This window comes from Polaribacter sp. BM10 (genome assembly GCF_002005425.1).
GTDB lineage: Bacteria > Bacteroidota > Bacteroidia > Flavobacteriales > Flavobacteriaceae > Polaribacter > Polaribacter marinaquae.
In genome coordinates this window covers 2,159,313-2,173,995 of record NZ_CP019704.1, presented here as the reverse complement: position 1 = coordinate 2,173,995, position 14,683 = coordinate 2,159,313, and the positions used below count along the sequence as shown (strand labels likewise).

Annotated in this window: 12 protein-coding genes and 1 tRNA gene; 10 read left to right on the top strand and 3 right to left on the bottom strand. The window is 30.5% G+C overall.

Annotated elements, in window-relative coordinates; genetic code table 11:
• Position 1 precedes the first annotated feature (1 nt).
• Together BXQ17_RS09705 and BXQ17_RS09700 are read left to right on the top strand one after the other, a co-directional pair.
• Positions 2-1,438: a sulfatase gene (locus BXQ17_RS09705; protein WP_187661389.1), complete on the top strand. Its 1,437-nt coding sequence runs from the start codon at positions 2-4 to the stop codon at positions 1,436-1,438.
• 48 nt (positions 1,439-1,486) lie between these two features.
• Positions 1,487-2,617 carry a lactonase family protein gene (locus tag BXQ17_RS09700; RefSeq protein WP_077810454.1) on the top strand — a complete coding sequence of 377 codons (1,131 nt, stop codon included), beginning with the start codon at positions 1,487-1,489 and terminating at the stop codon, positions 2,615-2,617.
• Here BXQ17_RS09700 and BXQ17_RS09695 read toward each other — a convergent pair.
• Positions 2,614-3,654 carry a GntR family transcriptional regulator gene (locus BXQ17_RS09695; RefSeq protein WP_077811399.1) on the bottom strand — a complete coding sequence of 347 codons (1,041 nt, stop codon included), beginning with the start codon at positions 3,652-3,654 and terminating at the stop codon, positions 2,614-2,616. The genes BXQ17_RS09700 and BXQ17_RS09695 overlap by 4 nt on opposite strands.
• A 267-nt stretch (positions 3,655-3,921) precedes the next feature.
• Here BXQ17_RS09695 and BXQ17_RS09690 point away from each other — a divergent pair, with 267 nt between their 5' ends.
• The 5 genes from BXQ17_RS09690 (at position 3,922) to BXQ17_RS09670 (ending at position 11,493) form a co-directional block, all read left to right on the top strand.
• Positions 3,922-6,027: a bifunctional aldolase/short-chain dehydrogenase gene (locus BXQ17_RS09690; RefSeq protein ID WP_077810453.1), complete on the top strand. Its 2,106-nt coding sequence runs from the start codon at positions 3,922-3,924 to the stop codon at positions 6,025-6,027.
• 86 nt (positions 6,028-6,113) lie between these two features.
• Positions 6,114-7,394 carry a sugar isomerase gene (locus BXQ17_RS09685; protein ID WP_077810452.1) on the top strand — a complete coding sequence of 427 codons (1,281 nt, stop codon included), beginning with the start codon at positions 6,114-6,116 and terminating at the stop codon, positions 7,392-7,394.
• Positions 7,395-7,403: 9 nt separating this feature from the next.
• A complete protein-coding gene (locus BXQ17_RS09680) occupies positions 7,404-8,783 on the top strand; it encodes an FGGY-family carbohydrate kinase (protein ID WP_077810451.1) in 1,380 nt (459 codons plus the stop codon).
• Positions 8,784-8,914: 131 nt separating this feature from the next.
• A complete protein-coding gene (locus BXQ17_RS09675; RefSeq protein WP_077810450.1) occupies positions 8,915-10,060 on the top strand; it encodes an alpha-hydroxy acid oxidase in 1,146 nt (381 codons plus the stop codon).
• A gap of 20 nt (positions 10,061-10,080) precedes the next feature.
• A complete protein-coding gene (locus BXQ17_RS09670; RefSeq protein ID WP_077810449.1) occupies positions 10,081-11,493 on the top strand; it encodes a cytosine permease in 1,413 nt (470 codons plus the stop codon).
• 190 nt (positions 11,494-11,683) lie between these two features.
• Here BXQ17_RS09670 and BXQ17_RS09665 read toward each other — a convergent pair.
• Positions 11,684-11,765 (bottom strand) — tRNA-Leu (locus BXQ17_RS09665).
• A 124-nt stretch (positions 11,766-11,889) separates the two neighbouring features.
• On the opposite strand from BXQ17_RS09665, the gene BXQ17_RS09660 reads away from it, so the two are divergent.
• The 3 genes from BXQ17_RS09660 (at position 11,890) to pth (ending at position 14,159) form a co-directional block, all read left to right on the top strand.
• Positions 11,890-12,831 carry a ribose-phosphate pyrophosphokinase gene (locus tag BXQ17_RS09660; RefSeq protein ID WP_077810448.1) on the top strand — a complete coding sequence of 314 codons (942 nt, stop codon included), beginning with the start codon at positions 11,890-11,892 and terminating at the stop codon, positions 12,829-12,831.
• 19 nt (positions 12,832-12,850) lie between these two features.
• The gene (locus BXQ17_RS09655; RefSeq protein ID WP_077810447.1) at positions 12,851-13,444 is read left to right on the top strand and encodes a 50S ribosomal protein L25/general stress protein Ctc; all 594 of its coding nucleotides are present in this window, start codon (positions 12,851-12,853) and stop codon (positions 13,442-13,444) included.
• A 148-nt stretch (positions 13,445-13,592) separates the two neighbouring features.
• Positions 13,593-14,159 (top strand): aminoacyl-tRNA hydrolase, encoded by a 567-nt coding sequence (gene pth, locus BXQ17_RS09650; RefSeq protein WP_254712360.1) that lies wholly within the window; start codon positions 13,593-13,595, stop codon positions 14,157-14,159.
• Position 14,160: 1 nt separating this feature from the next.
• On the opposite strand, the gene BXQ17_RS09645 is transcribed toward pth, so the two are convergent.
• Complete coding sequence (locus BXQ17_RS09645) at positions 14,161-14,610, bottom strand: 6-carboxytetrahydropterin synthase (protein ID WP_077811398.1); 450 nt, start codon at positions 14,608-14,610, stop codon at positions 14,161-14,163.
• Positions 14,611-14,683 lie beyond the last annotated feature (73 nt).

The following is a 14,683-nucleotide window of genomic DNA, read 5'->3' as shown; positions in this document are numbered from 1 at the left end:
TATGAAAACAATAACTAAACTTTTTTTACACTATTTAATAATTAGTGTTCTATTAATTTCTTGTAAAACAGACAAGAAAGAAGTTGCTATTAATACAAAAAAGACACAAAAAAATATTTTATTTATTGCGGTTGATGACTTACGACCAGAGTTAAATTTTTATGGAGCAAAACACATTAAATCTCCAAATCTGGATAAATTGGCTAGTGAAAGCCTTGTATTTGAAAGAGCTTATTGCAATATTCCTGTTTGTGGTGCCTCAAGAGCGAGTTTATTAACAGGAATGAGACCTACAAGACATCGTTTTATAAACTATAAAACTAGAGCAGATGTGGATGTGCCTTATGCTATTTCTTTACCAAAGCTTTTAAAACAAAATGGTTACACAACAATTTCAACAGGTAAAATTTACCATACAAATGAAGACGATAGCCTTTCTTGGAATGAAAGATGGTTTCCAAAAGGAAATATTAGAAATTATCAATTAGAAAAAAATATAGTGGAAAATGGTAAAGCCAATTTAGCTATGGGAGGTGCAAGTGCTTTTGAAATGGCAACTGTAAATGATACCGCTTATTTTGATGGTAAAATTGCCCAAAAAGGAATTACTGATTTAAAAAAACTTAAAAATAGTAAACAACCTTTCTTTTTGGCATTAGGTTTTATGAAACCACATTTACCTTTTAATGCGCCAAAAAAATATTGGGATTTGTATAATAGAAATCAAATTGAATTACCAGAAAGTTATGTCCAACCAAAATCTACTCCTACGAAAGTCTTTCATAATTTTGGTGAGTTGCGCAATTATGGAAACATCCCTAGAAAAGGAGAAATACCTGAAAATTTAGCAAAAGAATTAATTCACGGTTATTATGCCTGTGTAAGTTATGTAGATGCTCAAATAGGATTGGTTTTAGACGAATTAAAACGTTTGGAATTAGAAGACGATACTATTGTAATTTTATGGGGAGATCATGGTTGGAATTTAGGCGACCATAAATTATGGTGTAAACATGTTACGTTTGAAACTGCTTTAAGAACGCCATTAATCATTAAAGTTCCAGGGAAAACTAAAGGAACAAAAACAGAAGCCATTACAGAATATATCGATATTTATCCGAGTTTGACAGAATTAATTGGTTTAGAAACTCCTGATACTGTTGAAGGGAAAAGCTTTGTGCCAATCATTAATGGTAAAGACTCAGATAAAGATTGGGCAGTATCTAAATTTAAAGATGCTGTAACCCTGATTAAGGGCGATTTATTTTACACAGAGTGGACAAAAGATGATGGTATTGCTTATGAAAGAATGTTATTCGACCACAAAACAGACCCTTTAGAGTTAGATAATCTAGCTGAAAAGCCAGCATATCAAGAAAAAGTAAAAGCACTGGCTTTAGAATTAAGAGAAAAGTGGGGAAAAGATTTTTTAAAATAAAGAAAAGTGAAGAAATTACAACAGATTATAACATATATATTAAATCTTATGTTTAAAAAGACAATCTTATTTTTGTGTTCAACAGTTTTTTTATTTGGATGTAAAACAGTTCAAAATAAAACGTTACTTTTTATTGGAAGTTTTACAGATAAAAAACCTGGAGAAGGTATTCATGTTTATGAATTTAATACAGAAACAGGAGAAGCTAATTTAACTTTTACACTTAACAATATTACAAATACGTCTTTTTTAAAAATCTCTAAAGATGGTAATTACTTATATTCTGTGGTAGATAGCCAAATGAAACACAATGGTAAAGTTGCTGCTTTTAAAGTAGACGCAATAAATTCTAAAATAGAGTTGTTAAATATGCAAGATTGTGGAGGATTAAATCCTGCACATTTGGCAATTGATAATTCTGGAAGTTATTTAGTAAACTCTAATTATTCAGATGGTACTTTAAGTCTTTTTAAAATAAAAGAAGATGGTGGTCTAACAAAAACAACTCAACTGTTACAATTTAAAGATAGCAGCGTCATTAAAAGTAGACAAAAATCTTCTCATATGCATTCTGCTAATTTTTCTCCTGATGATAAATATGTTTTTGGGCACGATTTAGGTGCAGATAAAATCAGAGGTTTTCAACTTGAAAATAATCAAGGAAAAGTTTCTTTAGAAAACCCCAAAGTAATTAACGTTAAACCAGGTAGTGGACCAAGACATTTTGTGTTTCACCCTAATGGGAAATTTGGATATTTAGTTAACGAATTAAGTGGTAAAGTTGATGCATACAACTATAATAATGGATCTTTAGATTTTATTGAAGATTATGCTACTTATCAACAAAAACAAGATATTTACAGAACAGCAGATATTCATATTTCTCCAGATGGTCAATTTTTGTATGCTTCTAATCGTGGGCCAAAAGAAAATACTATTGTTGTGTTTTCTATCAATAAAAATAACGGAAAATTACAACTTATAGAGCATGTAGATACAGCAGGAAATCATCCTAGAAATTTTGCGATTTCTGATGATGGCAATTTTTTATTAGTCGCTAATCAGTTTACAAATAATATTACAATCTTTAAAAGAAATATAAAAACAGGAAGTTTGACTAAATTACCAAATCAGATTACAGTTAATAGTCCTTCTAGCATTCAATTAAAAAGTTATTAAAGAGATTCTCTATCAATAAAATTAAAAGGAACTTTAACTTTACCTTTAGTTTTATTTAAGATCATTTCTGCAGCAGTTTCTCCCATAACTTTAAAATCTGTAGATATAACAGTAATTCCTAAAAGTTCTTTTAACGGAGTATCATTGTAAGAAATAACACCAATATCTTTACCTAGTTTAAATTCGTCTTCTCTAGCTTGTTTTACTAAGTTTACCAAGTCAGATTCTTCAATGGTAATAAATAAATCTCCTTTTATTAAAATCATGTCATCGTAGATTTTGTCAAGTATTTCAAAATCTAAATTATGCTCAACACAAAATTTTCTAAAACCATGCAGTATTCTTCTAGGATAAGGATAAACAGCTTTTTCTGGATATACTAAAATTATTTTCTTGTAATTTTTAATTTTGTTTACGCCTTCGTTAAGTGCGTTGTATATATCATTTTCAAAATCTTGATAAATTTGTATTAAGCTATCGTGTATATTTTCTTTTATGTTGTCTAAGATGATTAATTTTTCATTAGGAATTTTTTGTATTGTTTTTAAAACCTTTTCTGGTAAACTAATATGTTTAGAGTCTTCAGTTTTAAAATGAGGCATAATTATAAAATAATCGTAAGCTCTTTTGTTTTTTTCTATTAAGTTTAAAAATAACGTTTCGTCACAGTGATAGATGTGCAAATCTGTATGAGAATTAGCACCAATACTATCTATAAAGTGATTGTAAGTTCTAAGTTTGTATGAGCTTAGTTTGTTTACCAAAAACAAAATATTAACTTTAGATATTAATTTTGTTCTAGATATATAAAACCCTTTACCTCTAATAGAAGTAATAATTTTACGTTCTTTTAGTATACTATATGCTTTTTCTACGGTATCTCGAGATAAATTAAATTCTTCACTAAGCATGTTAATTGAAGGAATTTTTTGATCCATAACAAGTTTATCGCGAGAAATATTATGAATAATAGAATCTATAATCTGTTGATATTTTGGTACCCTAGAGTTTTCTTCAATTGTTATAAGTTTTAACATATCCATAATGTAGAAAAATATTGTTTTTTAAACGTGTTAATAAACCAAAAGTAATAAAAGCGTTATAATAATAATCAGAATACCATAAAGAACTTCCTAAAAACTATAATCTTACAAATAATTAAGGGTTTAAAAATTAAAACTAAATGTATATTTATAGGTTAATTTAAGTATTTATCTCATTTTTTATTTATTGCGGTATAGTACAGGATACAAAAGTTTATATTGAAATCTATATTTGAACTATAACTTATCACTTACAGAACAATGAAACAAACAAAACAAAGTTTTAAATACGTTGATTATTTATGGGACGAAGAAAAAGCCTTATCTCTTGGAGATAATCAAGTAGAATTATTTTTATATCGCTCAAACATCTTAGGGTCTGATTTAAGAATTACAAATTATGGAGGAGGAAACACAAGTTGTAAAACTATAGAGAAAGATCCATTAACTAATGAAGATGTAGAAGTTATGTGGGTTAAAGGTTCTGGTGGAGACATTGGTACTTTAACACGTTCTGGAATTGCAGGTTTGTACACAGAAAGATTGCGTGATTTGAAAAATGTATACCAAGGCTTACATGATGAAGATAGAATGGTTGGCTTATTTAATCATTGTATTTACGATTTAAATAGTAAAGCACCTTCTATAGACACACCTTTACATGGTTTATTACCGTTTGCTCATATAGATCACTTACATCCAGATGCTTTAATAGCAGTAGCTGCAGCAAAAGACAGCGAAAAAGTTACAAAAGAAATTTGGGGAGACACAATGGGTTGGGTGCCTTGGCAAAAACCAGGTTTCGATTTAGGGTTACAGCTAGAAAAATGTTTAGCAGACAACCCAGGAATTAGAGGTATTGTTTTAGGTAGTCATGGTTTATTTACTTGGGGAGATACATCTTACGAGTGTTACATAAACAGTTTAGAAGTTATTGAAATGGCTTCTGAATATATAGAACAAAAATTAAAAGAACAAGGTGAAGTTTTTGGTGGTCAAAAAGTAGAAAGTTTACCTAAAGAAGAGCGTTTAGAAAAAGCAGCTCAAATTATGCCTTTATTAAGAGGTCTATGTTCTTCTGAAAATAGAATGATTGGTCACTTTTCTGACACTGATGTTGTAATGCAATACATTAATAGTCATGATTTAGAAAGATTGGCTCCAATGGGTACTTCATGTCCAGATCATTTCTTAAGAACAAAAATTCAACCTTTAGTTTTAAGTTTAGATAAAAATGAAGATTTATCTAATTCTGAAGCTATTTTATCAAAATTAGAGCCTGCGTTTGCAGCGTATCGTCAAGAATATGCAGATTATTACAATACTTGTAAAAAAGATAATAGTCCAGCAATTAGAGATGCGAATCCTGTTATAATTATATATCCAGGGGTTGGTATGTTTAGCTTTGCAAAGAACAAACAAACAACAAGGGTTGCAAGTGAATTTTACATCAACGCAATTAATGTAATGCGCGGTGCAGAAGCTATTACAGAGTATACTTCTTTACCAAGACAAGAAGCTTTTGATATTGAGTACTGGTTATTAGAAGAGGCAAAATTACAACGAATGCCAAAAGAAAAGCCATTGTCTAGAAAAGTGGCAGTTGTTACAGGTGCTGGTGGTGGTATTGGAAAAGCTATTGCAGATAAATTAGCAGCCGAAGGTGCAAATGTAGTATTAACAGATATTAATGAAGAAGCTTTAGTAGAAGCGAATGCAACGTATGCAAGAGATGTTTCTTCTTATGCTGTTTGTGATGTTACTAATACAGACTCTATTGCAAGTGCTTATAAGAAAGCAATTATAGAGTTTGGTGGTGTAGATATGATTGTTCACAGTGCTGGTTTAGCTATTTCTAAACCATTAACAGATACTACAGATAAAGATTGGAATATATTACAAAGTATTTTAGTTAAAGGACAATTCGATTTAGCAAAGCAATTTGCATTAATTGTTCGTAAACAAGGTTTAGGAGGAGATTATATTGCGATTGCAAGTAAAAACGGATTAGTAGCAGGACCTAATAATGTGGCTTACGGAACAGCAAAAGCGGCGCAACAACACATGGTACGTTTATTAGCTGCTGAATTAGCTAAAGATAAAGTTAGAGTAAATACTGTAAACCCAGATGGAGTAATTGTTGGAAGTAAAATTTGGGAAGGTGCTTGGGCCGAAGGTAGAGCAAAAGCAAACGGAATTACGGTAGAAGAATTACCAGCTTTCTATGCAAAAAGAAACTTGCTAAATGAAATTATTACACCAAATGATATTGCTAACGGAGTATTCTCTTTAGTGGGAATATTAGATAAATCTACCGGAAATATTATAAATGTAGACGGTGGAATGGCAAATGCTTTTGTGAGATAATATTTTAATTTGAATTAAGAATAAGACTTCTGTAAATCTTAAGCAAGTTTATAGAAGTCTTACTTAATTAAGAACATAATATAAAAATGAAGATCAATCAACCACAAATATCTGATTACAATCAGAAATCGTTAAAAGATCATAATGAAAATTTCGATTTTTTATCAAATAAATTAACAAAACAAGGTAAAGATGTTAATAGCATTGTAGCTAAACTATCAGAGTTTCAAGTGGCAATACCAAGTTGGGCATTAGGCGCAGGAGGAACTCGTTTTGGACGTTTTTCTTTTTATGGTGAACCATCAAATTTAGAACAAAAAATAGAAGATATTGGTATCTTACATAGTTTAACGCAAACTGCAGGAGCTGTTTCTTTGCATATTCCTTGGGATATTCCTTCTGATTATGCTGCAATTAAAGAAAAAGCAGATGCTTTAAATATAAAATTTGATGCTGTAAACTCTAATACATTTCAAGATCAAAGTGGTGCTAAAGAGAGCTACAAATACGGTTCATTAAGCAACGTAAACAAAGCTGTTAGAGACCAAGCAATTCAACATAATTTAGATGTAATTAAAATAGGAGACAAATTAGGTTCTAAAGCTTTAACAGTTTGGTTGGCAGATGGTTCTTCTTTTCCAGGGCAAAATAATTTTCAGACAGCTTTTCAAAATACACAAGATAGTTTAATAGATATTTACAAAGGTTTGCCAGATGATTGGAAAATGTTAGTAGAGTATAAGCCATATGAGCCAAATTTCTACAGTACAATTATTCAAGATTGGGGTGCTTCTTTAATGTTAGCTAACGGGTGTGGAGATAAAGCTTATACATTAGTAGATTTAGGACATCATTTACCAAATTCTAACATAGAACAAATAGTATCTATATTGCAATTAAAAGGTAAATTGGGTGGTTTTCATTTTAATGATAGTAAGTACGGAGATGACGATTTAACAGTAGGTAGTATTAAACCTTACGCTCTATTTTTAATTTTTAACGAACTAGTGTATGGTATGCAAAACAATCCCCAAAATCCTGATTTAGCGTGGATGATTGATGCAAGTCATAATATAAAAGATCCTTTAGAAGATCTAATTCAATCATTAGAAGCAATTCAAGAAGCATATGCAAAAGCAATGCTAATAGATCAAGATGTTTTAAGAGCAGCGCAGTTAAATAATGATGTTGTAAAGTGTCAAGAAATATTGCAAGAAGCGTACAGAACAGATGTTCGTCCTTTATTAGAAAAGGCAAGATTAAATTCAGGAGGTGTAATAAATCCTATAGATGCTTATAGAACTTTACAAGTTAGAGATCAATTAATAAGAGAAAGAGGTAAAAACACGATAGCTACGGGTCTATAAAAAATTCTTATGAAACAAAAAGTAACTGCAGTTTTCGATATTGGAAAAACAAATAAGAAATTTTTCTTGTTTGATAAAGATTTTAAACAAATCCATAAAGAGTACACTTCTTTTGATGAAATTAAAGATGAAGATGGTCATCCAACAGAAGATATTCATGCATTACAAAACTGGTTAAAAGAAGTTTTTTACAAAATATTAAAGTCAGAAAAGTTTAATGTGAAAGCAATAAACTTTTCTACTTATGGTGCAAGTTTTGTTCACTTAGACGAAGAAGGAGAAATTCTTACACCTTTGTACAATTATACAAAAGAAATTGATAGTGAAATTGTAAATCAATTTTATGATAAATATGGTAACGATCAAGAGTTAATTAGAACAAGCGGTGCATCTAGGTCTCCGGGCTTACTAAACTCTGGGTTGCAATTGTATTGGTTAAAGTACAAAAAACCAGAAATTTTTAAAAAAATTAAGTATTCTTTACATTTACCACAATACCTAAGTTATATTTTTTCTGGAGTGCCTCTTAACGAGTATACAAGTATTGGTTGTCATACAAATCTTTGGAATTATGAAACCAAAGATTATCAAGATTGGGTGTATCAAGAAGAAATTCACAAAATCTTACCACCAATAGTTTCTACAGAAACAAGTTTAAATATGAACTATAATGGTAAAAGAATTAAGATAGGAGTTGGAATTCATGATAGTTCTTCTGCTCTTTTACCTTACGTAAGAAGTATAAAAAAACCATTTGTTTTAGTTTCTACAGGAACATGGAGCATCGCTTTAAATCCATTTGTAGATAAACCTTTAACAAAAGAAGATGTAGAAGCAGATTGTATTAATTACATGAGAATTAATGGTAAACCTGTAAAGTCTTCAAGGTTATTTTTAGGAAATGAATATAAAATTCAAGTAAATAAGTTGTCAGAAAAATTTAATGTTGATAAAGATTATCATAAAACAGTTGAGTTTAATTATGACGTTTATTTCGAAGTTTTACAAGATTTTAAGCATTCTTTTAAATGGGAATCTTTTCAAGATAAAGACATGCCCGAAAAAACAAAATATCTGTATAATAATTTTGAACATGCGTATCATCATTTAATGATAGAGCTTGTAAAATTGCAAGTAGATAGTATTAAAACAATTGCCGATACACAAAAAATAGACAGATTATATGTAGATGGTGGTTTTACAGACAATGATATTTATATCAAATTATTGTCACATTATTTAAGAGGCATGAAGTTAAGAACCACAAAAGCATCATTAGGTTCTGCTTTAGGAGCTGCTATAGCAATTTCTGATACAAAATTAAATTCTAAATTTTTGAGAAAAAACTATGCTTTAAAGAAACACGTTCCTTTTATAGTTAACGATTAAAAAAAGGTATTCTTTAAAATTTAAAAATCTCAAAAAAAAGTTAATTACATAATTTTAAATTTTAATAAAATCTTGTAGATAGATTTTACTTATAATTTTAAAATTGAATATTTATTTTACAATACAAAACCATGGCTATAAAAATAGATACGCGCTATCCGTCAATCGACGATTTAAGAAATAAAGCTAGAAAGAAAATACCAAAATTTGCATTTGAGTATTTAGATGGTGGCTGTAATGAAGATGTAAACCTTATAAGAAATACTTCAGAAATTAGAGAAGTACAATTAAAGCCAAATTATTTACGTAATCATGGTGGGTCATCAACAAAAACTAAACTTTTTGGTATAGAATACGATGCTCCTTTTGGTATTGCACCTGTTGGGTTGCAAGGTTTAATGTGGCCAAATTCTCCTGAGATTTTAGCGAAATCAGCTTTTGAACACAATATACCATTTATCTTAAGTACTGTTACTACAACTAGTATTGAAAGAGCTGCAGAGTTAACAGAAGGTAAGGCTTGGTTTCAACTATATCATCCAACAGAAGATAGTTTAAGAGATGATATTTTAAAAAGAGCAGAAGCAGCAGAATGTCCTGTTTTAGTAATTCTATGTGATGTGCCAAGTTTTGGTTTTAGACCAAGAGATATTAGAAATGGTCTAGCAATGCCACCCAAAATGAACTTAACTAATATCTTACAAGCATTTGGAAGACCTCATTGGAGTTTACAAACTTTAAAACATGGAATTCCTAATTTTGCTAATTTATTGCCATACATGCCAAAAAATTTAGACTTAAAACAGTTAGGTAAGTTTATGGATCAAACCTTTTCTGGTCGATTAAACGAAGAAAAAATAAAACCAATTCGCGATATGTGGAAAGGTAAAATAGTTTTAAAAGGTGTTGCTTCACATTATGATGCAGAACAAGCAATACGATTAGGTTTAGATGGTATTATTGTATCTAACCACGGTGGTAGACAATTAGACGCTGGTGAGTCTACAATAAAACCCTTAAAATCTATTGCAGAAAAATACGGAGATCAAATAGAGGTAATGATGGATAGTGGAATTAGATCTGGTGTAGATGTTGCGAGATCTTTAGCTTCAGGTGCAAAATTTACTTTTATGGGACGATCTTTTATGTACGGAGTTTCTGCTCTTGGTAATAAAGGAGGTAACCATACTATTTCTCTTTTAAAAACAGAGTTGCAACAAGTAATGGAACAAATATGCTGCGAACGAGTAGAAGATTTCCCTAATCATCTAATATAAACATTCAAGAAATATAATAAATGAGCCAAGTAAGTATAGAATCAAATCAAGTAGAAGAAGCAGTAAGTGGAGAGTTTGAAAGAGAACCAATACCAAATTCTAAATTAAAAGGATGGAAAAGTTTTATAGGTATGTATGCAGGAGAACATGCTGCAGGAACCGAATTTATGATAGGTCCACTTTTTTTAACAGCAGGAGTAAGTGCTTTTGATTTGATTGTTGGCTTGCTTTTAGGTAATTTGTTAGCAGTTCTTAGTTGGCGTTTTTTAACAGCAGAAATAGCTGTTAAAAACAGATTAACATTATATTTTCAGTTAGAAAAAATATGTGGTAAAAAATTGGTTACAGGTTACAATTTAGCCAATGGTATTTTATTTTGTTTTTTGGCAGGTTCTATGATAACTGTATCTGCTACAGCGGTAGGTATTCCTTTTGATATGCCTATGCCAAAACTAGATGATACCTTACCAAATGGAATGACTTGGATTATAATTGTAATTGCTATTGGTGCAGTTATTTCTATAATTGCTGCAAAAGGATATGATACCGTTACAAAAGCTGCAAATTGGATGTCTCCTTTTATTGTTTTAGCTTTTGTGGCTGCAGGTATTGTAGCTCTTAGTCAATTAGGAGTAAATAGTTTTTCAAAATTTTGGGCAATTTGGGGTGACGGAGGAGAACCTTTTCCTGGACAAACAAAATTTACCTTTTGGCATGTGGTTATTTGGTCTTGGTTTGCTAATGGGGCAATGCATATTGGTATGTCAGATTTATCTGTCTTTAGATTTGCAAAAGAAGCAAAAGCGGGTTGGACAACAGCTGCAGGAATGTATGTTGGACATTATATGGCTTGGATAGCCGCAGCTTTACTCTATGCTGTGTATTTAAAATCTCCAGAAGCTCTTTCTTATCTAAGCGAAGGTAATGCACCTCCTGTAGCTCCTGGGCCTATGGCGTACAACGCAATTGGAGTTTTCGGAATTATAGCGGTGGTTTTAGCAGGATGGACAACTGCAAACCCAACAATATACAGAGCAGGTTTAGCTTTTCAGGCTATTTTACCTAAATTATCAACAGCTAAAGTTACTATAATTGCAGGTGCAATAGCTACAGTAGCTGGGTTATTTCCTGCATTTGCTATGAAGTTATTAGGCTTTGTAGCTCTATATGGATTTATTTTGGCTCCCTTTGGTGCAATTATTGTGTTTGAGCATTTCTTTGCAAAAAAGTTTGGAATTCAAAAAAATTATGCAGAATTAGCTGGAATCAAAATTAATAATGCAGTACTATTTGCATGGGCAATTAGCTTTGGTCTTTTCTATTTTATATCTGTTCAATTCGATGTTTTTTTATCTTTTGTAACATTACCGGCATGGTTACTTTGCGGAGTTTTATTTATAATTTTTAGTAAAAGAATTCAAAGAAGGAAATAATTATATTTATAATGGAAAAATTAAAAAGCCCATTTATTTTAATATATTTAATTTTAATACTTCCTTTTGAAATTACAAAAGGAAAAAAAAGAAGAGTAAAAAAAAGAATTAAATTTTTACTTAAGAATTTTTTTTAAGTTTTATAAAGTAATAAAAAACCTCAACTTTTAAAGTTGAGGTTTTTTTTGTGTACTCAAGGTGGGAATCGAACCCACACTCCCGAAAGAACTGGATTTTGAATCCAGCGCGTCTACCAATTCCGCCACTTGAGCATTACTAATTCCGATTGCAAATGTATTAAATTATTTTATTTTAAAGTATATAAATTAATTTCAAACTAAATAAATAATTTCTACTTTTGTGCCCTTACAACAACACAATCTAAATAACAACTAAATGCCTACAAATCAATTAGCACCAAAACTTTTTGCCTGCAGACAAAGTACAGTTTTGGCAGAAAAAATTGCAAAAGAATACAATACAACACTAGGAAAAGTTAAAACAACATACTTTAGCGACGGAGAATTTCAACCAGCATTCGAAGAATCTGTTAGAGGAAGAAGAGTATTTATAATAGGTTCTACTTTTCCTAACGCAGATAATTTAATGGAAATGTTGTTAATGTTAGATGCAGCTAAAAGAGCATCTGCAAGACACATTACTGCTGTAATGCCATATTTTGGTTGGGCAAGACAAGATAGAAAAGATCAACCAAGAGTTGCAATTGGTGCAAAATTAGTAGCAAACCTATTACAATCTGCAGGAGCTACTAGAATAATGACAATGGATTTACACGCAGATCAAATTCAAGGTTTTTTCGAAAAACCAGTAGATCATCTTTTTGCGTCAACTATTTTTATGCCATATATAAATAGTTTAAAATTAGAAAACTTAACAATAGCATCACCAGATATGGGAGGTTCTAAAAGAGCATACGCATATTCTAAACACTTACATTCTGATGTTGTAATATGTTACAAGCAACGTAAAAAAGCAAATGTAATTTCTCATATGGAGTTAATTGGTGATGTAAAAGGTAAAAATGTTATTCTTGTTGATGACATGATAGATACCGGAGGGACATTAGCACATGCAGCAGATTTAATGATGAAAAGAGGTGCTTTAAGTGTACGTGCAATATGTACACATCCTATACTTTCTGGCGGTGCATACGAGAAAATAGAAAACTCAGGTTTAACAGAATTAATAGTTTCAGATACAATTCCTCTAAAAAAGGAGACTTCAAAAATAAAAGTTGTATCTTGCGCGCCCTTATTCGCTGATGTTATGCACAAAGTTCAAGATAACACATCGATTAGCGGACAATTTTTAATGTAAATAATTAATAAAAAAAGTAATGAAATCAATTACAATTAAAGGATCAAAAAGAGAAAGCGTAGGTAAAGTATCAACAAAAGCCTTACGTAATGCTGGTATGGTTCCTTGCGTTATATACGGAGGAGATAAGCCAGTGCATTTTTCTGCAGAAGAAAAAGCGTTTAAAAACTTGGTGTACACTCCAAATGTATACACTGCAACTATTGATGTTGATGGACAAAAAATTGCAACTGTATTGCAAGATATCCAATTTCACCCTGTAACAGATAAAATTTTACACGTAGATTTTTATCAGTTATTTGATGATAAAGAAATTACAATGAATATTCCTGTAAAATTAACAGGTACTTCTCCTGGTGTATTAAATGGTGGTTCTTTACGTTTTACAAACCGTAAATTAAGAGTAAAAGCTTTGCCAGCTAACCTACCAGATTTTATAGCAGCAGATATTTCTAAGTTAAAGATTGGTAATAAATTATTTGTTACTTCTTTATTTAATGATGATTATACTTTTATGCACCCAGATAATACGGTTGTTGTACAAGTTAGAACTTCTCGTAATGCAACTGTCTCTGTAGATGAAGACGAAGAAACAGAAACTGCTGCTGAATAAATTTTAGCAACAAAAATAAATATAAAAGCGTTACAATTTTGTAACGCTTTTTTTATAGCTTTTAATTTCTTCTTACTTTTGAAGTATGAATATCTTAAGGTTTTTTAAAAATCTATTCGGTTTAAATTTAGAAACGAAAGAACAACTAATGAAAAAATTTTTAATTGTAGGTTTAGGTAATGTTGGTACTAAATATAATAATACACGTCATAATATTGGTTTTAAAATTTTAGACGAACTTGCAGAAGAACATAAAGCTACTTTCGAAACAGAAAAATTAGGTGATATTGCTAATTTTAGGTTTAAAGGAAGAACTTTTATCCTTTTAAAGCCAAGTACATTTATGAATTTAAGTGGTAAAGCGGTTAAATATTGGATGGATAAAGAGAAAATTGCAGTAGAAAATATTCTAATTGTTACAGATGATGTAAATATAGATTTTGGAACCATACGTTTAAAAGCGAAAGGTTCTGCTGGCGGACATAATGGGCTTAAAGATATTCAAGAAAAATTAAACACTCAAAAATATCCAAGATTTAGATTTGGTGTAGGTTCAAATTATCCTAAAGGAAGACAAGTAGATTTTGTTTTAGGAGAATGGAATAAAGAGGAAACCAGCCAATTAATAGAGCGTTTACCTACTTCATCTAAAGTAATAACCTCTTTTGGTACAGCTGGCTTATCAAATACTATGAACGCTTATAACGGTAAATAGTTTAGTTTTCGTTAGCGTACCATTCTGCAAAACTAGAATCCGTTTCTTGTAATTTTATAGAATGTAATTTGATATTGTTAGGCAATCTATTTTTAATTTTCTCAGCAAAATCAATTACCATCATTTCACTTGTTGGTTGGTAATCTACTAATAAAACATGATGACCTCTGTCTATTAGTTCTTTTGCAAGTTCTAAATGAGGTGTATTTTTATTAAATACAGTTGCATGATCAAAAATGTCTACAATTTCTTCATTAACAATCTTTTTTAAATCACCAAAATCGATTACCATTCCAAATTTTACATTTGTATTGTCAGATATCGGTTGTCCAGAAACGGTAACAGATAATTTATAAGAATGACCGTGTACATTTTTACATTTACCATCATAACCATATAATGCGTGCCCTGTTTCAAAATTGAATTGCTTTGTAATTCTAATTGTACTCATTTGTATTTTATTGCTGTTTTTAGTGTAAGAACTAAATCTAACCAAATTTAAAATTTGATTTTATGTTAACGTC